This is a genomic window from uncultured Microbacterium sp., assembly GCF_963521695.1.
GTDB lineage: Bacteria > Actinomycetota > Actinomycetes > Actinomycetales > Microbacteriaceae > Microbacterium.
In genome coordinates, this window is the sequence record NZ_CAUQWC010000042.1 from 1 (window position 1) to 18,795 (window position 18,795).

Below are 18,795 nucleotides of genomic sequence, written 5' to 3' on the forward strand. Positions count from 1 at the left end.
CTCGATGCCCGGCGCCGGACCCTCGACTCCCGCCACTCGACGCCCGCAGCCCGCCACTCGACGCCCGGCGCCCGACGGAACGCCCCGCGGCGGTCGACGCGCCACGGCATCCACCGTCCCGGCTCCACCGTCCCGGCTGCGACGGCAGCTGCGGTGCTCCCCGCCCACGGCGCCGAGGGTTTGCACAGCCGAACGCCAGCGGCGGTGTCGGACCCCGCGGTTAGGCTGGAGCCCATGTCCGTCGCCCTCGATCCGTCCCCGCAGGCCGTCGGCGCGGCGCCCTTCCCCTGGGACGCCGTATGGGGGCAAGACGAGGCCGTCGCGTCGCTGCGTTCGGCGGCATCCACCCCCTCCTCCCTCGCGCACGCGTGGCTCATCACCGGTCCGCCGGGGTCGGGGCGCTCCACCCTCGCTTACGCGTTCGCCGCCGCGCTCATCGCCGACCCGGGCGACGAGCGTGCCCAACGGCAGGTGCTCGCGCGCACGCACCCCGATCTGACGGCGCTTCGCACGGAACAGGTCGTGATCAGGATCGACGAGGCCCGTCGCCTCGTGGAGCGCGCATCGTTCGCGCCGTCGCTCGGTCGGCACCGCGTGATCGTGGTCGAAGATGCCGATCGCATGTCGGAGCGCACCTCCAACGTGCTTCTGAAGGCACTCGAGGAACCGCCCGAGAAGACCGTCTGGGTGCTCTGTGCGCCGAGCGACGCCGACCTGCTGCCCACCATCCGCTCACGGGTGCGGGTACTCCGGCTGCGCGAACCGTCGGTCGCCGATGTCGCGGCGCTGATCGTCGAGCGTACCGGCGTCTCCGCCGAGATCGCCGAAGAGTCGGCTCGCCATGCGCAGCGCCACATCGGCATGGCCCAACGACTCGCGACCGACGACGACGCACGGGCACGCCGTGCCGAGACGCTCGCCGCCGTCCTCGCGGTGCGAGGTATCGGCGACGCCGTCGACGTCGCGGGTCGTATGGTGCGCCTGGCCACCGACGACGCCAAGGCCCTCACCGCCGCCCGCGACGAAGAGGAGCGCCGGTCGCTGCTGCGTATGCTCGGCGTCGTCGAGGGGGCCGCCGTGCCGCCGTCGGTGCGCGGGCAGGTCAACGCCCTCGAAGACGACCAGAAGCGCCGGGCCACCCGCAGCCTCCGCGACGGTATCGACCGGGTGCTCACCGACCTGCAGTCGCTGTTCCGCGATGTCGTGATGATCCAGTACGGCCGAGAGGGCGATCTCGTCAACAGCGAGCGGATCGACGCCCTGCGCGCGCTCGCGGCCGAGTGGACGCCCTCCCGCACGCTCGGGGTGCTCGATCGCATCTCGGTCACACGCCGCAACCTCGAGCAGAACGCCGCTCCGCTGCTGGCACTCGAGAGCCTCATGATCACCGTGGCGAACGGGTCGGCGCCGTGAGCCTGCGTTGCCGCATGACCGCCGTCTTCGCGGGGATGGCGGGTCTGGCCCTCGTGCTGAGCGGGTGCCTCTACGCCCAGATCCCGCCGATAGCGCCCGACACGGGGCGCTCTCTCGCCCCGCAGACCGACGGCGTCGAGGCGTCCCTCCTGTCGTACTACGGCCAGACGCTGGCGTGGAGCGACTGCGGCAGTGCCGGCTTCGATTGCACGACGGTCACCGCCCCCCGCGACTACGCCAATCCGTCGGCCGGTGACCTGCAGCTGGCGGTGATCCGCCATCGTGCGACGTCGGGCGAGCCGCTGGGTTCGCTGCTCACAAATCCCGGAGGACCGGGCGTGAGCGGGGTCGACACCGTGCGCGACTCGCTGTCGCTCGTTGCCGATGAGACCCTCACCGCCTCCTACGACGTGATCGGATTCGACCCGAGGGGTGTCGGTCAGTCGTCGGCCGTGAGCTGTTACGACGCGTCCGGTATGGACGCCTTCCTCTACGACATCCCGCCGGGGAAGCGGGGGAGCGACGAACGCAACGCGGCTCTCGAGCAGCGGCAGGCTGACTTCGCCCAGGCGTGCGAGGCGGGGAGCGACGGCATCCTTCCCTACATCTCGACCGAGAACGCCGCGCGCGACATGGATCTGCTGCGCGCGGTGCTGGGCGATGCGAAGCTCTCCTACCTCGGGTTCTCGTACGGTTCGCTGCTCGGAGCGACCTATGCCGGCCTGTTCCCCGAACGGGTCGGACGGATGGTGCTCGATGGCGGCATCGATCCGAGCCTTGCCGGCAGTGCGAGCGGCATCGCGCAGGCCGTGGGCTTCGAGAACGCGTTGCGCGCCTTCATGGCCGACTGTCTGACGCGCTCGGACTGCCCGTTCGCCGGCTCCGTCGACGACGCGCTGAGCGATCTGACCGCGCTGCTCGAGCGGGTCGACGCCCGGCCGCTGACAAACGGCGACGGCCGCAGCCTCGGCGCGGACACCCTCGTGACGGCCGTCCTCGCCGCGCTGTACAGCGACCAGAGCTGGCCGTATCTGCGCATCGCCCTCACCGATGCGCAGAACGGTGATGCGTCGGTCGCTTTTCAACTGGCCGACTTCTACAACGGCCGCGAGAACGGGCAGTACCCGAGCAACACCCTTCAGGCGCTGCGCGCGTACAACTGCGTCGACTACCCCGACGAGGCCGACACCGACGATGAGGCGCTCGAGGCGCAACTCGCGGAGGAGGCCCCCGTCGTCGCTCCCTACTGGGTGGGTCCCGACCCCTGCGCCGCGTGGCCCGCGCCCCCGACGGGGACGCGCGCCGAGATCACCGCGCCCGGCTCGCCGCCCATCGTCGTCCTCGGCACCACCGGCGACCCGGCCACTCCCTACACCGAGGCGCAGGCGCTCGCCGAGCAGCTCTCGCAGGGCGTGCTCGTCACCTACGTCGGCGAAGGCCACCTCGCCTACAACAAGGGCAACGCCTGCGTGAACGGTGCGGTCGACGACTACCTCGTCGACGGCACCGTCCCCGAGGTGGGGCTGCGTTGCGAGTAGCGACCTCACCTACGCTTGGTTCGTCACACCCCGAGGAGACCCCTATGACCGCGCCCACCGCCGACCTGGCGACGTACATCGACCACACCCTGCTCAAGCCCGAGGCCACCCGCGCCGACGTCGAACGACTCATCGCCGAGGGCGCCGAGCTGGGCACCTACAGCGTGTGCATCTCGCCGTCGTTCCTGCCGGTGGAGGTGCCCGCGGGTCTGAAGCTCGCCGTCGTCTGCGGCTTCCCCAGCGGCAAGCACCACGCCGAGATCAAGGCGGCGGAGGCGGCCCTGTCGGTCGCGCAAGGAGCTGACGAGATCGACATGGTGATCGACGTCGGTGCCGCCGTCGAAGGGCGCTACGACCTCGTCGAAGCCGAGATCCGCGCCGTACGCGACTCCGCCCCGGCACCGACCGTGCTCAAGGTCATCATCGAGTCGGCGGCGCTGAGCGACGAGGCCATCGTTGCCGTGTGCGAGGCGGCGGTCGCCTGCGGAGCCGACTTCGTCAAGACCTCGACGGGGTTTCACCCGGCCGGCGGCGCCAGCGTGCACGCGGTCGAGCTGATGAAGCGCACGGTCGGCGATCGCGCCGAGGTGAAGGCCTCGGGTGGCGTGCGCACGCGCGCCGCCGCCGAGCAGATGATCGCCGCGGGGGCGACGCGCCTGGGCCTGTCGTCCAGCCGCGACATCCTCGCCGACAGGTCCGCGAGCGGCGACTACTGATCGCCTCATCGGGCATGTGCGTCCGAGCGCGCTGGAGCATGTAAACTCGATGATCGTGCACGCGACAGCGCGCACGTGCCGCCTTAGCTCAGACGGCAGAGCGATTCACTCGTAATGAATAGGTCAAGGGTTCGATTCCCTTAGGCGGCTCCGAAGGCCCTCACCCGCTTCCACCGGGTGGGGGCCTTTTTGTCGTCGGTAACATCCCACATCCCACATCCGGCATCCGGCATCCGGCATCCGGCATCCGGCATCCGCCATCCGCCTTCCGCCATCCGGCTTTCCGCCCGAGGCGCGGGCACGGCGCGCGGTGGCTGTCGTCCCGACGGACCATCGTGCACCGGCGCCCGCTCATCGGGTGCGCGCGACCGCAGGCCCCGCGCGGGGACCGGCGGACCCGACCGGTAGGCTGACAATCCGCCCCCACGACGGTCGTGCCCGTCCGCTACCTGCTGGAGTTCCCGTGTCGAACGCGATCGACGCCCTCATCGAGATCTTCACGTGGGTGGGCCTGGGCGCGGGGCTGCTCCTCGCCCTCGCCGCGGTGTTCCTCCTGCTCGCCGACGGCACGTGGCTCCCCGCCCGGGCCGTGGTGGAGCGTGTCGACGAGGGCCGGGTCGTGCGGTGGTTCGACCACGACGGGGGCGTGAACGAGGCGGCATTGTCGGCGCACGACGATGCCAAGATTGGACCCGCCGACATGATCGACATCTTCTACCGGCGGGGGAGCGAGCACCGGATGCGCCTGACGCGATCGTCGCCGCTCGTGCGATTCATGTCCCTGCTGGCGGCAGGGGTCCTGGCGCTGGGACTCGTGGCCTTCGTCGTATCGATCGTGATGTTGTTCGTCCGCGGCTAAGAGATTGGCGCGACGCGCATCTAGCTAGATAAGCTAGCTATATGTCCGACTCGCCCCGCCCCACCCTCCGCCGTTCGCGGCGCTCCGACGGCGCTGGCCGCGTCTCGCGCTGGCTCCGGATCGGCATCCCGAGCCTGCTCGTGCTGCTGTGGGTCATCGGAGGGTCGATCGGTGGGCCGTTCTTCGGAAAGGTCGATGAGGTCGCCACGAACGATCAGTCGTCGTTCCTGCCGCAGTCGGCCGACGCGACGCGGGTGAGCGAGCGGCTGACGGACTTCACCGGCGGCGACACCATTCCCGCCATCGTCGTGGCCGCCACCGCAGACGGCAGCGCCCTCAGCGACTCCCAGGTCGCGTCGCTTCAGACGTTGGCCACCGATATCGCCGCCATCGACGGGGTAGCCGGAGACGCCTCCCCGCCGGTCGTCTCCGCCGACGGGCAGGCGGCGCAGATCTTCGTGCCCATCGACAGCTCCGGCGAAGTCCGCGAGGTGGTCGAGCTAGTGCGTGAGGTGGTCGCCAGCGAGGCTCCCGGGGGTGTCGACGCCTGGGTCACCGGCCCCGCGGGCTTCACGGCCGACCTCGTGAAGGGCTTCCTCGGTATCGACGGTCTGCTGTTGATCGTGGCGCTCGCGGCGGTGTTCGTCATCCTCGTCATCGTGTACCGCTCGCCGCTGCTGCCGATCCTCGTGCTGTTGACATCGGTGTTCGCACTGTGCGTCGCGTTGCTGACGGTGTGGTGGCTCGCCTTCGCCGGCATCGTCGTTCTGAACGGACAGGTGCAGGGCATCCTGTTCATCCTCGTCATCGGCGCCGCCACCGACTACGCCCTGCTCTACGTCGCGCGGTTCCGTGAGGCGATCGGGGCGGGCGAGCGTCGATGGGATGCAACGGTGCGAGCGTGGAAGGGAGCAGTGGAGCCCATCCTCGCGTCGGGGGGAACTGTCATCGCGGGACTGCTCTGCCTGCTGCTGTCGGATCTCGCGACCAACCGTGCTCTCGGCCCGATCGCCTCGATCGGCATCGCGTTCGCCGTGCTCGCTGCACTCACCTTCCTGCCCGCGCTGCTCGCGCTCTTCGGCCGCGCCGCTTTCTGGCCCTTCGCGCCGAAGCCCGGAGCCGCCGCGCTGCCCGCCGATCTCACCGCACCCGCGAAGGGTCTCTGGCCGCGCCAGGCGCGCTTCGTCGCGCGTCGCGCGCGCCCGGTGTGGATCGTGTGCACGCTCGTGCTGCTGGCCGCGTGCGTCGGTGTCACGCAGTTGCGCGCCGACGGCGTGCCCGCCAGCGATCTGGTGCTCGGCGCCTCGGAGGCGCGCGACGGCCAGATTGCGCTCGCCGAGCACTTCCCGGGCGGTTCGGGAAGCCCGGCCTACGTGCTGGTGCCGGAGGACCGCGCCGCCGAGGCGGTCGCCGTGCTCGAGCGGACCTCGGGAATCGACAGCATCGGGATCCTCTCGTCCGATGCGCCCGGCGGCCAGGCGCCCGTCACGGCCGCCGACGGCACTCTGCAGACCACCGCGCTCGGTCCTCCCGGAACCCCCGCCCCCGCCCCGATCGTTTCCGACGGGGAGGTGCTGGTGGCGGCGACACTGGCCGACACCGCCGACTCGGCGGCCGCCGACGACACGGTGCGCGAGCTGCGCGCGACTCTGACCGCCGAGCTCGGCGAAGACACCGCGATCGTCGGCGGTGTGACGGCGACCGACATCGACTCGGTCGACACCTCGATCCGCGACCGCACGCTCATCATCCCGATCGTGCTCGTCGTCATCCTGCTCATCCTGATGGCACTGCTGCGCTCGGTCGTCGCGCCCCTCATCCTCATCGGCACGGTGATCGTGTCGTTCGGCGCGGCGCTCGGGGTGAGTGCGCTGGTGTTCGACGGCGTCTTCGGCTTCGCCGGCGCCGACCCGTCGGTGCCGTTGTACGGGTTCGTCTTCCTGGTGGCCCTGGGGGTCGATTACAACATCTTCCTCATGTCGCGTGTGAGGGAGGAGTCGCTCGCGCACGGCACCCGACCCGGCATCCTGCGTGGCCTCGTCGCCACCGGCGGTGTCATCACCTCGGCGGGCCTCGTGCTGGCCGCTACCTTCGCCGCCCTCGGCGTCATCCCGATCCTGTTCCTCGCGCAGATCGCCTTCATCGTCGCCTTCGGGGTGCTGCTCGACACCTTCGTCGTGCGCTCCCTGCTCGTGCCGGCGCTCGCCTACGATCTCGGGCGCCGGATCTGGTGGCCGTCGAAGCTGGGCCGGAGGGATGCCGACGCGTCCGGCCGCGACGTCCCCGAGCGAGGCATGGCCGGACGGCGCGCGCGTAGGCTCGACGCATGACCCGGGCCTTGTTCATCGTCGACGTGCAGAACGATTTCACCGAGCGCGGCGCCCTCGGGGTCGAGGGAGGCGACGCGGTGGCCGAGCGCATCTCGCGCTACCTCGACGCCCACGCCGTCGAGTACGCGCTCGTCGTCGCCTCGCGCGACTGGCACAACGGCGACGACGACAACGGCGGGCACTTCTCGGCCGAGCCCGATTTCGTCGACACGTGGCCGGTGCACTGCGTCGGCGGCACGTATGGCGCCGCGTACGACGACGTGTTCGACATCACGCGCGTCACCCACCACCTCAAGAAGGGGCAGGGCAAGCCCGCCTACTCGCTCTTCGAGGGCGTGTCGGACGACGGCGAGACCGCGGCGGAGATCCTCGACGCCCATGGCATCCGTGACATCGACGTCGTCGGTATCGCCACCGATTACTGCGTGCGGGCGTCGGCTCTCGACGCGCTGGCGGCCGGACGCCGCGTGCGCGTGCTCACCGATCTCGTCGCGGGCGTCCATGCCGAATCGAGTGACGCTGCACTGGCCGAGATCGCCGCCGCAGGAGCACAACTGGCCGTGTCCGAGGGCTGAACCCCGGTCAGCACGACAGCGAGTCGTCGGTGCGGGGGATCGTGATCGTCACGGTCGTCCCCTCTCCCGGGACGCTGGTGATGCGCAGGATGCCACCGTGCTCGCCGACGATGCGCTGCGCGTTCGTCAGCCCGCTTGCGTGACCGCCGTCCTCCGCATCGCCGGATCGTCCGCGGCGGCCTCCCCGCATGATGGTGACCAGATCGTCGGCGTGGATGCCGCGGCCACGATCGTGCACGCGCACGGCGGCGCCCTCGTCGGTTTCGTAGGCGTCGACATCGATGACGTCGTCGGAGTATTTGGCGGCGTTCTCGAGCACGTGCGCGACGGCGTTGCGCAGTCCCCGCACGTCCGCGCAGACGGGCACGGCATCCATCTGTCCGAACACGACGCGGCCGTGGGTGTCACCGGGGAGCACGATCGAGACCGCGTCGCGGGCGACCATGGCGAAGGTCTCGCTCCGCCGGCCCTGTCGAACGTGGGCGTCGGCAACGCCCCCGAGCGTCTCGGCGACCGTGAGGATGCGATCGCCCGCCTCTGACGCGAGCCGCAGCACACGATGGTCGGGACCGAGTTCTTCGCGGAGCAGCGCGAGGTGTTCGCGCAGCGCCGTCGCAGGGGAGAGCAGATCTTCGGCGACGGCACGCCGGGCGGCGGCGCGGTCGTCGGACGCCCGCTTCTCGCTCGAGAGGTCGCGCACGATCTTCACGAAGCCCAGCACCTGACCCTGATCGTTGCGGATCGCTGAGATGGTCACGCGCGCCCAGAATTCGCTGCCGTCGTTACGGACACGCCAGCCCGTGTCCTCGACGTGTCCGTCGCGCTGAGCGGCGGCGAGCAGCTGGTCGGGAACGCCGCGCAGACGCGCGTCCTCACGGTAGAACTGCGAGAAGTGGCATCCGATGATCTGCTCTTCGGTGTAGCCCTTGATGCGTTCCGCGCCCAGGTTCCATCCGCGCACGAAGCCGCCGCTGTCGAGCTTCACGATCGCGAACAGGTCGACCTGCTCGTCCCAATCGCGCGGGACCGAGCGTCGGATGCTGGTCAGCGCGTGTGGGGCGGGTACGGCATTCACGCGCGCACACCGCCGGTCAGCAGGGTGCGTACGGAAGGCATACAGCGATCATGCCCGAGTCGGCGCCTCGTCGGACAGCGATTGACACCGTGACGCCGGTGCCCGTCTGCTCCGTTACGACGAGACGGTGACCAGCGTGCGCTGCCAGCCGCTCGATCCGTCGGGGGCGATGGGGGCCTGGTCCTGGATCTGCAGGTTGCCCTGCTTGTCGGTCGCGCGTACCGCGATGTAGTGCGAACCGGGGTCGGCGTTCCAGTCCAGCTTCCACTGCACCCACGACTGGTCGTTGATGGGGGTGGACAGCTGGGTCTCCTGCCAGTCGCCGTCGTCGATGCTGACCTCGACCTTCGCCACGCCCACGGGCTGTGCCCAGGCCATGCCGGCGATGACGATCGCACCGGCGGTGACGGGGGAACCGATCTTGGGGGTGTCCACGCGCGAGGACATCTTGATGGGCGCTTCGGCGGAGTACCCGCGCGGCGTCCAGTACGCCTCGTCGCGATCGAAGCGCGTCACGGTGAGTCTGGTGACCCACTTGGTCGCCGACACGTAGCCGTACAGGCCCGGAACGACCATGCGCACGGGGAAGCCATGCTCGAACGGCAGCGGGTCGCCGTTCATCGCGACCGCGAAGATGGCGTCGAGGTTCTCGTCGGTCAGCGCCGACAGGGGAGTGGATGCCGTGTACCCGTCCACGCTCTCCGACAGCACCATGTCGGCGTCGGCCTGCACGCCCGCCATGCGCAGGACGTCACGGATGGGGACGCCGGTCCAGATGGCGTTGCCGACGAGACCGCCGCCGACCTCGTTCGAGACGCAGGTGAGGGTGACGCCGTACTCGTCGAGGCCCATTTCGACCAGCTGGTCGAAGCTCAGCTCGATCGGGCTGTCGACCATGCCGTCGATCGACAGACTCCACGTGGTCGGGTCGACGTTGGGGACGGTCAGCGCGGTGTCGACGCGGTAGAAGTCGTCGTTGGGGGTGATGATCGGCGTGAGGCCGTCGATCTGCCAGCTCGCCCCGTCGGGGACCGTGACGGTGGAGCGAGCCGCGGGGAGCCGCAGCGCGTCGCGTGCCGCGGCCACCGACGAGGTGGCGGCATTGAGGAGGCGCGAGCCGACGCCGACGATGACGGCGCCGACGGTCGAGATGCCGGTGACGAGCAGGAACTGACGGCGGTTCGTGCCGGCGGTCCGCGCGTCGTTCTCGCGGGCGGCGGCGACCCACCGCTTCAGGCGCCCGACGGTGAAGACGAGGACGAGGATCCCGGCGATCGTGCCGAGCACCGGAGGCAGCCACGCAAGGGCTCCGGCTCCGGCGCGGGTGATGATGGCGGCGGTGGCGAGCGCTCCGCCGACGCCGATCAGCACCGCGCCGACCGGACGGAAGCGGTACTGCACGATGCCGGCCGCAGCGGCGGCGACGGCCGCGCCGACACCGACGCCCGCCAGCAGGGCGATCTTGTCGGTCTCGCCGAACAGCGTGATCGCGAGTTCCTTCAGCGGGCGCGGCACGATGTCGACGATGAACGAACCGACCGCGAGCACCGGGCTGGCCGAGCGCGCGACGAGCGCGGCGAACAGCTCCGCGACGGCCAGGAGAACGGCGGCGGATGCGATGCCGGCGATGGCCGCCCAGATCCACGCGTGCGGGCGGCGCACTCTCGTCACGTCATCGGTGCGGGCCGCGGTGTCGGTGGTCATTGCATCCTCGTTTCCGGTGCCACGCACGCGCAACTCCGTCTCGCTTCTTCTTCGGAGCGGAGGGGCGATCGGATGCCAGGCCCGCGCGGCGCGGTCGTGCATCGCCGCCATGAACGGGGGCTCGGTACCGAGCGGGAGGGGGTGCCATCACCGGCACGCTGGTCTTCGTCGATGCCGTGGCGCGAGCTTTCGGCCCGTCGCCCCCGACTCACTCCGGAAGGAAGGCGACCGGCAGGGCGGTGAGGGGGAGGGCCGACCGGGCGATCGCAGCCTCCACGGCCGCGTGATGCCGCTCGGGCGCGGCCAGCTGCACCTTCTCGACGCCGTCGATGGGTGTGCCGCCGGAGGCCGCCGAGAAATACGTCACGCCGTAGTCGTCTATCAGTCGCGTGAGAAGGGCCGCATAGGCGGGTCCCTCCCCGGGGCCGACGGTTACGCCGAGGCGAGTCGCCGCCACCTCGACCGCCCCGCCGGGAGCCAGCTCCGCCGCGTCGCGCACTGTCTCGGCCTGCGCGACCAGGGGGACGAGCTCTTCGAAGCCGTTCTCCATCGCGAACAGAGAGAACATCCCGTTGTCCATCACGGCCGCCTGCACCTGGACTCCCGGGGCGACGCGGTCGATCTCGGCGACCACGGGTGTCGGGTCGAAGCCGATCGCGGGGCACCCGTGCGCGGCGTCGGAGAAGAGCGTGACGCGCGTCTCGGCCGCGGTGTCGACCTCGATCGCCCACGACACGGCATCCGGGTAGGTGCTCTCGCACACACGAGCGAGCAGGTCGGGGAGCGCGTCGGCACGGACCGTCACCGACATCGAGGACGATAGGTCCGAGAACGTCGGTGCTTCCACCCACCTTTCGCTCCCCACGACCTCGACACCATCGACGGTCGCGATCTCGGTCCGCAGGGCGTCGAACTCCGCGCTCGGGCGATCGAAATGGGTCTCGTCAACCGTCACGCCGAAGAGGACCACCCCCGCCCCTCCCACGGCGATGACACCGACCACCGCCGCACCGATGCCGATCCGTGCCCCCAGCGACCTCGGCATCCGTGGCTCCCCTCGCGCTCCGGTGGCCTCAGGTTACGAGACCGCGGTGAACGCGAGGGGAACGCCGCCCGGTCAGCGCGCGCGACGCTGCTTGGCGAGCTTGGTCACCACCCGGCGCCGTACTTTCTGCACCTTCGGGTCGTTCCACACCCGATACGCGACGGTGCCCGCGGCGACCGCACGCCCGATCGCCGTGCGTGCCAGCACAGCCCCGGCCAGTCCTACGGCTCCGGTTCCGATCCATCGTCCGACACCCATGGCGCCTCCTTCTCTCGCGTCTGGAGACTCCAGCAGACAGGATCGGCCTACGGATGCCGCCACGCTTGCGCCGCACGTTCGGGTGTGCTGTGCCGGGATTCAGGCGATGCGCTCGCCCACTGCGGCCGCGAACGGTTCGAGGGCTGCGACCACGTCGTCGGGCAGGGGCGTGGAGCTCGCGGTGACCGCGTCGTCGATCTGGCTCGTTCGCGAGGCTCCGATGATCGCGGTGGTCACGACCGGGTCGCGCAGCACCCAGGCGACCGCGAGCTGGGGGATCGAGAGCCCCGCCTCGCGGGCGACGCCGTCGATGCCGCGGATGCGTTCGAGGTAGTCGTCGGTGAGCGCCGAGGCGTCGAGGAAGCGGCTGTCGGCAGCGCGCGAGTCGGCGGGCACGGTCCCGTCGAGATACTTCGCGGTGAGGAGGCCCTGCGCGAGAGGGGAGAACACGGCGCTGCCGACGGCGAGCTCGCGCAGCGTCGGGAACAGCTCCGCTTCGGGTGTGCGGTCGAACAGCGAGTACCGCGGCTGGTGGATGAACAGGCGCACGCCCTCGGCGGCCAGCAACTCGTGCGCACGGCGGGTGAGGTCGGCGGGGTAGTTGGAGATGCCGGCGTAGAGGGCCTTGCCGCTGCGCACGATGTCGGCGAGCGCGTGCACGGTCTCTTCGATCGGCGTGTCGGGGTCGACGCGGTGCGAGTAGAACACGTCGACATGGTCCGTGCGCATGCGCGTCAGGCTCTGCTCGAGCGAGCGCACGAGATACTTGCGCGACCCTCCGTCGCCGTAGGGACCGGGCCACATGTCGTACCCGGCCTTGGTTGAGACGAACAGCTCGTCACGGTACCGACGCAGGTCGCTGTCGAGAACGGTTCCGAAGGTCGACTCCGCCGCCCCGTATGGCGGACCGTAGTTGTTGGCGAGGTCGATGTGTACGACACCCCGGTCGAACGCGTGCCGCAGGATCTCGCGCTGCGTGTCGAGCGGACGCGCGCTACCGAAGTTCTGCCACAGCCCGAGCGAGATGCGGGAGAGCGGGATGCCGCTCGAGCCTGCGCGCAGGAAGGGCACGTCGTCGTAACGGGTGGCGGCGGCCTCGAACGGAGAGGTCAGGCGGGGGTCATCGGCGTCGATGGGCATGGTGCTCCTCGAATGGCGTAAGCGGGATGCCTCGACTCTGCCATGCCCGCCCCGGTGCGCGCTCTCCGGCAGACCAGGGCGTCATCGCATCCTGTCGACCCCGAGTGCCGAGCCCACCCCCGGCCCGGATGCCGCGGCACCCCTCACCTGTTTCGATCGAGGCGTCCGCCTGTTTCGATCGAGGCGTCGGTCAGGATGCGGCGCCGGCCAGCTCGTCGCGTAGCAGCTGCGCACCGGCGGAGAGCGCGCTGATCTTGTCGAACGCGACCTGGCGGGGCAATGGCGCCATACCGCAGTTGGAGCTGGGGATGAGCTTGTCGGCGTCGACGAACTGCAACGCGTGGCGCAGGGTCTCGGCGACCTCTTCGGGCGTTTCGATGCGCTCGCTGGCGACATCGAGGGCGCCGAGCATGATCTTCTTGCCGCGGATGAGCTCGATCAGGTCGATCGGCACGTTCGAGCGGTGGCTCTCGAGCGAGACGATGTCGAGGGTGGACTGCTGCAGCAACGGGAACGACTCCTCGTACTGTCGCCACTCCGAACCGAGTGTGGCCTTCCAATCGGTATTCGCCTTGATGCCGTAGCCGTAGCAGATGTGCACGGCCGTCTGGGCGCTCAGGCCCTCGGCTGCACGCTCGAGGGCCGCGACGCCCCAGTCCTTCATCTCGTCGAAGAAGACGTTGAAGGCGGGCTCGTCGAACTGGATGATGTCGACCCCGGCGGCCTCGAGCTCGCGCGCCTCCTGGTTGAGGATGGTGGCGAACTCCCACGCCAGCTTCTCGCGGCTGCGGTAGTGGCGGTCGGCGAGCGTGTCGATCATCGTCATGGGGCCGGGGAGCGCCCACTTGATGGGCCGATCGGTCTGCGCGCGAAGGAACGCGGCATCCTCGACGAAGACCGGACCTCGACGACTGACGGCTCCGACGACGGTCGGTACGCTCGCGTCGTAACGGTCACGGATGCGAACCGTCTCGCGGTGTTCGAAGTCGACGCCCTCGAGGTGCTCGATGAAGGTCGTGACGAAGTGCTGACGGGTCTGCTCGCCGTCGCTGATGATGTCGAGGCCGCGGCGCTCCTGTTCCTGCACCGCAGAACGCAGGGCGTCGTGCTTGCCCTCGACGAGCACATCGCCCTCGAGCTCCCAAGGCGACCACAGCACCTCGGGCTTGGCGAGCCACGCGGGCTTGGGGAGGCTCCCGACGGTGGAGGTAGGGAGGAGTGTCGACACGGCGGTGGATCCTTCGCGGGTCATCGGGCGGCCAGCGCGTAGTCGGCGGCCCACTGGTCGAGGATCGCGCGGTGCGGCTTCACGAAGTGCTCCTCGGCGTAACGGCCCTGGATGACGGCGAGCTGGCTGCGCTCGACGCGGTCGTACGTGACCTCGGTCGGCTCGAAGTCGGCCGCCTCGAGGCTCGGGCGGTAGACCTCGCCCGCGGGGACGCGGGCGTTGTAGATCTCGGGGCGGTAGATCTTCTGGAAGGTCTCCATGGTGCTGATCGTGCCGGCCAGCTGCAGATCGGTGTAGTCGGCGAGCAGGTCGCCCCGGAAGTAGAACGCCAGGGGCGCGACGCTGCCGCGCGGCATGAAGTAGCGCACCTGCAGCCCCATTTTGCCGAAGTACTCGTCGGTCAGCGACGAGGTGGCATCCTGCGCGTACTCGGTGCCCAGCACGGGGTGAACGACGCCGGTGCGGTGGTAGGTGCGGCTGGTCGAGACGCTGATGCAGATGACGGGCGGGAGCGGGAAGCGCTCGCGGTAGGCCGCGGAGTCGAGGAAGTGCGAGAACAGCTTGCCGTGGAGGTCGCCGAAGTCGGCGGGCACCGAGAATCCGCCCGCGGCGGCCTGCGCTGCGGGCAGCACGATGCTGAAGTCGTAGTCGCGCAGGTAGGACGAGAAGTTGTTGCCGACGATGCCCTGGTGGCGCTCGCCGGTGTGCGTGTCGAGGATGTGCACGTCGAGCACCTCGATGACCGGGAACTCCTCGTCGGCGCCGTCGGCGAACTGCAGCTGCACCGACACGATGTCGAGCTCGACGCGATACCGCTCGCCGTCCGGGTCGTCGGACGCGAGGTCGTTGAGGCGACGGTCGATCATCGACAGCGCGGTGCGTAGGTTCTGCTGACGACCCTCCCCGCGGGCGAGGTTGGCGAAGTTCGTTGTGACGCGCGATCCCTCGGCGGGTGCGTAGTCCTCGTCGAAACGGGTGGTGGTGATGCGGAACGTGATGTCGTTCGACATGGGGATGCCTATCCGGGGAGCGGGGAGACCGGCCGGGTCTCGAAGAAGTCAGTCCCCTCATCGTGCGGTGCGAGAGGGGGCATCGGGTAATTCCGTGACGCTATGCCCTGATATAGCCTCGACCTATGGCCAAGCGGATGAGCGGTATCACGCTGCAGCAGCTCCAGTACTTCATCGAGGTGGCCGCTGAGGGATCGATCAGCGCCGCAGCCGACCTGCTGTTCGTCGCCCAGCCGACGATGTCGGCGGCGATGCGTGATCTCGAGACGCGGGTGGGGCGCGATCTGCTCACCCGCTCCGCCCGCGGGGTGACGCTCACCGTCGACGGCGTCGAGTTCCTCGGCTACGCACGACAGGTGGTGGAGCAGGCGGAGCTGCTCGAACAGCGTTACCTCGGCCGCCCGCCGTCGCGGCGGCTCCTCGGCGTCTCGGCGCAGCACTACTCCTTCGTCGTCGACGCGTTCGTGCGCATGGTGAAGGCGACGGATGCCGCGGAGTACGAGTTCTCGCTCCGCGAGACCCGGACGTTCGACATCATCGAAGACGTCCGGACGCTGCGCAGCGAGCTCGGCATCCTCTTCCGCAACGACTTCAACCGCAACGTGCTCGACAAGCTGCTGCGCGATTCGGGAATGGTCTTCCACCCGCTCTTCGTCGCCGCGCCGCACATCTTCGTCTCGCGACGGAATCCCCTGGCGTCCCGTTCGCGCGCGACCCTCGCCGACCTCGCCGGCCTGCCGCGACTCACGTTCGACCAGGGGGCGAACAACTCGTTCTACTTCGCCGAGGAGATCCTCTCGACCCTGTCGAGCCCCCAGGAGATCCGGGTGTCCGACCGCGCGACGATCTTCAACCTCATGATCGGCCTCGACGGCTACACCATCTCGACGGGCATCATCAGCGACGACCTCGATCCCGAGATCGTGGCGGTGCCGCTGGAGGTCGACGAGCGTATCGAGATCGGATGGATCGGACGCAGTGCCATCCCGCTCACCGAGCAAGCTCAGCGCTACCTGGGGGAGGTGCGCGAGGTGGTCGCCGGGTTCGGGGTGGCGCTGCTCGGCTGAGGAGCGGGATGAGTCGTCGCTGTCCAGGATGGCGCCCGTCCCGCGCCATGACGTACGGTGCGACGAACCACGGCTAGGTCGTCGGGGTCGAACGCCCTCCTGCATCGCGAGGAGATATCGCAACGAGACGGCTCGACAGAGAGCCAGGTGTGCACAACAGAGACCCGGCGGTGTTCAGGTCGAGATCGATCATCAGCGTGACCGGTCATCCGCCGGCGCGACGGCCGCGACGGACGCGCTCGACGGTCTCTCCCGCGGCGACACCCACGAGGAGCATCGCGCACGCGATCGACAAGCTGAGCGCATCGAAGACCGGGACGACGGAGGCCGCACCAGTGAGCACGGCGAGAGCGAGGAGACCGAGAAGCTGAGGTCGTGACCAGCGGCCCTCGAGGACGCGACGGAACGCCACGGTGCCGCTGAGGAACAGGACGGGCGCGCCCACGATCACGACCGTGGTCGAAAGACCGCGCTGGTCGGGAAGCGTGAGCATCTGTTTGTCGCCCACGCTCATCAGCACGATGCCCGCGATGATCAGAAGATGCACCCAGGTGTAGGCGGTGCGAGCGAGCCGGCCCGGCTCATCCGACGCCTCGATCGCTTCTGTGCCGACGCGCTCGCCGTGGTCGAAGTAGATCCACCAGGTGGCCGCCGCGGCAACGAACGCCGTCACCATCGCGGCGATCGATGATGTGGACGACTCCTTCTCGACGAAAGCGAAGCCCGTGACGAGCAACCCCTCGCCCAGGGCGATGAGTACGAACAGCGTTGTGCGCTCGGCGATGTGGGGGCCGGACAGATCCCATGACTGCAGCATCACTTTGCCTCGGCCCGGGACAGGAAACCCCAGAATCGTACCGGCCAGTTCGACAGCGAGTGCCGCGGCCCAAAGCGGCAACTGCCAGGTGAGGGGCAGCAGCGCGCCGACGATCCACAGGGCGCTGCTGGCGACCGTCCAGCCGAGCACGAGAGCGAAGTCGCGGGCGACCGCGCGGTCGTGGCGGATCGTCGCCCAGACGATGAACCCCGTGCGCCCCACCTGAAGGATGACGTAAGCGATTGCGAACGCCCACGCGCGGTCGCCGAAGGCCTCGGCGATCGAGACGCTCATCACGAGGGCGACGAAGGCCAGCACGATAACCGCCCCGCGGACGGGCAGCTTCATGGGGTCGAGCCAATTCGTCACCCAGGTGGTCGACACCCATGACCACCACAAGGCGCACACCATGACGGCGCCCTCCAAGGCCCCCAGTGGCGTGTGATTCTCGGAAATGTAGGCGGACAGCTGGGTCAACGCGAGGACGAAGACCAGGTCGAAGAACAGCTCGACGTACGTCACGCGATCCGCGCGCGCGGAGTCCGCGGGGCGCAGCACGTTCCGGGCCATCCCGAATGCCATGTCCACATCCTCGCACCGCCGCCCGAGTGACCCGCATTCAAGGGGGCCCTTGTTTCGTCCGTGTCTCGGATCGTGAGAGTCGGCTGCGAACGAAGGCCCGCTTCGAACGACACGGTGGTCGTCGTCGAATTCGGGGGCGGGCGCTTGTTGTCTCTCAGAGCCGGTGGATGCTGGGCGTCGGCAGTCCACGGAGCGACGGCCGTCGACGCGGGCGCGCCGACGGCCGTCTAGGGGTGGGGTCTTTTCTTCAGGACTCGCGCGTGCGGCGGGGCACGATGCGCATGACGGCGGTGCCGGCGGCGATCAGGGCGAAGGCGGCGAGGCCGAGCCACACCGAGTTGAATCCGGTCATGGCCAGTGCTCCGGCGCCGACGCCTGCGCCGGTGGACGATGCGATGTTGTTGTACATGGTGTTTTCTCCGTTCACCAGTCGCGTCGACGTCGTGTCAACGCGTCCAGGTATGCCTTGGTGTGGACGATTTGCAGGAAGAGATCAATGACGAGCTCGTACATCAGGCCCGCGAGGACCATGTGCCGCCATCCGCGGTCGCGGACGGTGACGATGCGTTCGACGACGAAGATCACAGTGACGCCCAGCCAGAACGGCTGGACGGCGAAGTTGCCCCACCCGATCGCGTAGACGATGGTGGCGAGGTAGATGTAGGTGATGACGCAGCCGATCATCGTGAGCAGCTGACGCCCCCAGTACGGCGCGGTGACCCTCGTCAGCCCGTACTGGACGCAGTTCTCGACCGCCCCGCGCTTCCATCGCAGACGCTGGTTCCACAGCTCGCGCCACGTCGGCATGACCTCCGTCACGAGCGTGCACCCGGCGGGGCTGAGCACGTCGTAGCCGAGGTGGCGGATGGCGAAGGTGAGCTCGTTGTCCTCGGTCAGCACCGACGTGTCGTAGACGCCGCCTCGGCCATCTCCCGCGGGGAGCTCGCCGGCGAGGCGTGCCTCTCCGATCCGGCGCAGCAGGCCGACCTGCAGCACGGCGGCGGTTCCCGTGACCACAAGGCACTTGCCGCGCAGGCGCCGCACATCGCGGGCGTAGCGCGCGTACTCGTTGCGCTGGAGGTGCCCGACGAAGCCGCCGCCCTCGCTTCCGCGGAAGACACCGCCGACGGCGCCGATGCGGCCGCGGAGGTTCTTGCGCGCGATCTCGAGAAAGTCGGGGTCGAGGGCCGAGTCGGCGTCCTGCACGAGCACGACGTCGTCTTCGCGCAGGTGGGGGAGCGTCTCTGCCAGGAACTGGTTGAGCGCCCCCGCCTTCTTGTGGGTGTTGCCGGTCGTGACGAAGACCTCGGCGCCGTGCGCCTGGGCGATCTCGACCGTGCGGTCGGTGCAGTTGTCGGCGATCACGACGATGTGATCGGGCGGGGACGTCTGGTTCTGCAGACCCTGGATCGTGGCGGCGATGCCGGCTTCCTCGTTG

Annotated in this window: 17 protein-coding genes and 1 tRNA gene; 8 read left to right on the forward strand and 10 right to left on the reverse strand. The window is 69.5% G+C overall.

Going from position 1 to position 18,795, the window contains the following annotated elements; genetic code table 11:
- Positions 1-234: 234 nt before the first annotated feature.
- The 7 genes from RWP81_RS05050 to RWP81_RS05080 all read left to right on the forward strand — a co-directional run bounded on the left by RWP81_RS05050 (position 235) and on the right by RWP81_RS05080 (position 7,431).
- Positions 235-1,413: a DNA polymerase III subunit delta' gene (locus RWP81_RS05050; RefSeq protein ID WP_314453005.1), complete on the forward strand. Its 1,179-nt coding sequence runs from the start codon at positions 235-237 to the stop codon at positions 1,411-1,413.
- A 14-nt stretch (positions 1,414-1,427) separates the two neighbouring features.
- Entirely contained in the window at positions 1,428-2,951 is a 1,524-nt protein-coding gene (locus RWP81_RS05055; RefSeq protein ID WP_314453008.1) for an alpha/beta hydrolase, read from the forward strand.
- Positions 2,952-2,995: 44 nt separating this feature from the next.
- On the forward strand, positions 2,996-3,667 hold the full coding sequence (gene deoC / locus RWP81_RS05060) for a deoxyribose-phosphate aldolase (RefSeq protein WP_314453011.1): 672 nt from the start codon (positions 2,996-2,998) through the stop codon (positions 3,665-3,667).
- Positions 3,668-3,744: 77 nt separating this feature from the next.
- Positions 3,745-3,817: transfer RNA gene (locus RWP81_RS05065), tRNA-Thr, on the forward strand.
- A gap of 313 nt (positions 3,818-4,130) precedes the next feature.
- Positions 4,131-4,526 carry a hypothetical protein gene (locus RWP81_RS05070; RefSeq protein WP_314453014.1) on the forward strand — a complete coding sequence of 132 codons (396 nt, stop codon included), beginning with the start codon at positions 4,131-4,133 and terminating at the stop codon, positions 4,524-4,526.
- Between the two features lie 41 nt (positions 4,527-4,567).
- The gene (locus tag RWP81_RS05075; protein WP_314453017.1) at positions 4,568-6,856 is read left to right on the forward strand and encodes an efflux RND transporter permease subunit; all 2,289 of its coding nucleotides are present in this window, start codon (positions 4,568-4,570) and stop codon (positions 6,854-6,856) included.
- Positions 6,853-7,431: an isochorismatase family protein gene (locus tag RWP81_RS05080; protein WP_314453018.1), complete on the forward strand. Its 579-nt coding sequence runs from the start codon at positions 6,853-6,855 to the stop codon at positions 7,429-7,431. The genes RWP81_RS05075 and RWP81_RS05080 overlap by 4 nt, the downstream gene beginning before the upstream one ends.
- 7 nt (positions 7,432-7,438) lie before the next feature.
- On the opposite strand, the gene RWP81_RS05085 is transcribed toward RWP81_RS05080, so the two are convergent.
- From RWP81_RS05085 to RWP81_RS05115, 7 genes are all read right to left on the reverse strand, one after another.
- Positions 7,439-8,506, reverse strand: coding sequence for an ATP-binding protein (locus RWP81_RS05085; protein ID WP_314453020.1), 1,068 nt, complete (start codon positions 8,504-8,506; stop codon positions 7,439-7,441).
- A 114-nt stretch (positions 8,507-8,620) separates the two neighbouring features.
- A complete protein-coding gene (locus RWP81_RS05090) occupies positions 8,621-10,210 on the reverse strand; it encodes a molybdopterin-dependent oxidoreductase (RefSeq protein WP_314453023.1) in 1,590 nt (529 codons plus the stop codon).
- A gap of 208 nt (positions 10,211-10,418) precedes the next feature.
- Positions 10,419-11,255, reverse strand: coding sequence for a hypothetical protein (locus tag RWP81_RS05095; protein ID WP_314453026.1), 837 nt, complete (start codon positions 11,253-11,255; stop codon positions 10,419-10,421).
- 72 nt (positions 11,256-11,327) lie between these two features.
- Positions 11,328-11,513 (reverse strand): hypothetical protein, encoded by a 186-nt coding sequence (locus tag RWP81_RS05100; RefSeq protein WP_055956458.1) that lies wholly within the window; start codon positions 11,511-11,513, stop codon positions 11,328-11,330.
- A 99-nt stretch (positions 11,514-11,612) separates the two neighbouring features.
- Entirely contained in the window at positions 11,613-12,653 is a 1,041-nt protein-coding gene (locus RWP81_RS05105; protein WP_314453030.1) for an aldo/keto reductase, read from the reverse strand.
- 190 nt (positions 12,654-12,843) lie between these two features.
- Positions 12,844-13,881, reverse strand: coding sequence for a methionine synthase (locus RWP81_RS05110; protein WP_314453033.1), 1,038 nt, complete (start codon positions 13,879-13,881; stop codon positions 12,844-12,846).
- A 20-nt stretch (positions 13,882-13,901) separates the two neighbouring features.
- Complete coding sequence (locus RWP81_RS05115) at positions 13,902-14,891, reverse strand: putative oxygenase MesX (RefSeq protein WP_314453036.1); 990 nt, start codon at positions 14,889-14,891, stop codon at positions 13,902-13,904.
- 125 nt (positions 14,892-15,016) lie between these two features.
- Between RWP81_RS05115 and RWP81_RS05120 the strand changes: the two genes are divergently transcribed.
- On the forward strand, positions 15,017-15,958 hold the full coding sequence (locus RWP81_RS05120) for a LysR family transcriptional regulator (protein WP_314453039.1): 942 nt from the start codon (positions 15,017-15,019) through the stop codon (positions 15,956-15,958).
- A gap of 205 nt (positions 15,959-16,163) precedes the next feature.
- Here RWP81_RS05120 and RWP81_RS05125 read toward each other — a convergent pair whose 3' ends face one another.
- The 3 genes from RWP81_RS05125 to RWP81_RS05135 form a co-directional block, all read right to left on the reverse strand.
- The gene (locus RWP81_RS05125) at positions 16,164-17,357 is read right to left on the reverse strand and encodes a low temperature requirement protein A (RefSeq protein WP_314453042.1); all 1,194 of its coding nucleotides are present in this window, start codon (positions 17,355-17,357) and stop codon (positions 16,164-16,166) included.
- A gap of 247 nt (positions 17,358-17,604) precedes the next feature.
- Entirely contained in the window at positions 17,605-17,766 is a 162-nt protein-coding gene (locus RWP81_RS05130) for a hypothetical protein (protein WP_183420412.1), read from the reverse strand.
- A gap of 14 nt (positions 17,767-17,780) precedes the next feature.
- The coding region (locus tag RWP81_RS05135; RefSeq protein ID WP_314453048.1) for a glycosyltransferase family 2 protein at positions 17,781-18,795 on the reverse strand (1,015 nt) is incomplete at its 5' end.

What these genes read in the sequence shown, in the direction of transcription:
- RWP81_RS05050 (WP_314453005.1), top strand. Translation starts at nt 235, where the DNA reads ATGTCCGTCGCCCTCGATCCGTCCCCGCAGGCCGTCGGCGCGGCGCCC.
- RWP81_RS05055 (WP_314453008.1), top strand. Translation starts at nt 1,428, where the DNA reads ATGACCGCCGTCTTCGCGGGGATGGCGGGTCTGGCCCTCGTGCTGAGC.
- deoC (WP_314453011.1), top strand. Translation starts at nt 2,996, where the DNA reads ATGACCGCGCCCACCGCCGACCTGGCGACGTACATCGACCACACCCTG.
- RWP81_RS05075 (WP_314453017.1), top strand. Translation starts at nt 4,568, where the DNA reads ATGTCCGACTCGCCCCGCCCCACCCTCCGCCGTTCGCGGCGCTCCGAC.
- RWP81_RS05080 (WP_314453018.1), top strand. Translation starts at nt 6,853, where the DNA reads ATGACCCGGGCCTTGTTCATCGTCGACGTGCAGAACGATTTCACCGAG.
- RWP81_RS05090 (WP_314453023.1), bottom strand. Translation starts at nt 10,210, where the DNA reads ATGACCACCGACACCGCGGCCCGCACCGATGACGTGACGAGAGTGCGC.
- RWP81_RS05095 (WP_314453026.1), bottom strand. Translation starts at nt 11,255, where the DNA reads ATGCCGAGGTCGCTGGGGGCACGGATCGGCATCGGTGCGGCGGTGGTC.
- RWP81_RS05100 (WP_055956458.1), bottom strand. Translation starts at nt 11,513, where the DNA reads ATGGGTGTCGGACGATGGATCGGAACCGGAGCCGTAGGACTGGCCGGG.
- RWP81_RS05105 (WP_314453030.1), bottom strand. Translation starts at nt 12,653, where the DNA reads ATGCCCATCGACGCCGATGACCCCCGCCTGACCTCTCCGTTCGAGGCC.
- RWP81_RS05115 (WP_314453036.1), bottom strand. Translation starts at nt 14,891, where the DNA reads ATGTCGAACGACATCACGTTCCGCATCACCACCACCCGTTTCGACGAG.
- RWP81_RS05120 (WP_314453039.1), top strand. Translation starts at nt 15,017, where the DNA reads ATGGCCAAGCGGATGAGCGGTATCACGCTGCAGCAGCTCCAGTACTTC.
- RWP81_RS05125 (WP_314453042.1), bottom strand. Translation starts at nt 17,357, where the DNA reads ATGGCATTCGGGATGGCCCGGAACGTGCTGCGCCCCGCGGACTCCGCG.
- RWP81_RS05130 (WP_183420412.1), bottom strand. Translation starts at nt 17,766, where the DNA reads ATGTACAACAACATCGCATCGTCCACCGGCGCAGGCGTCGGCGCCGGA.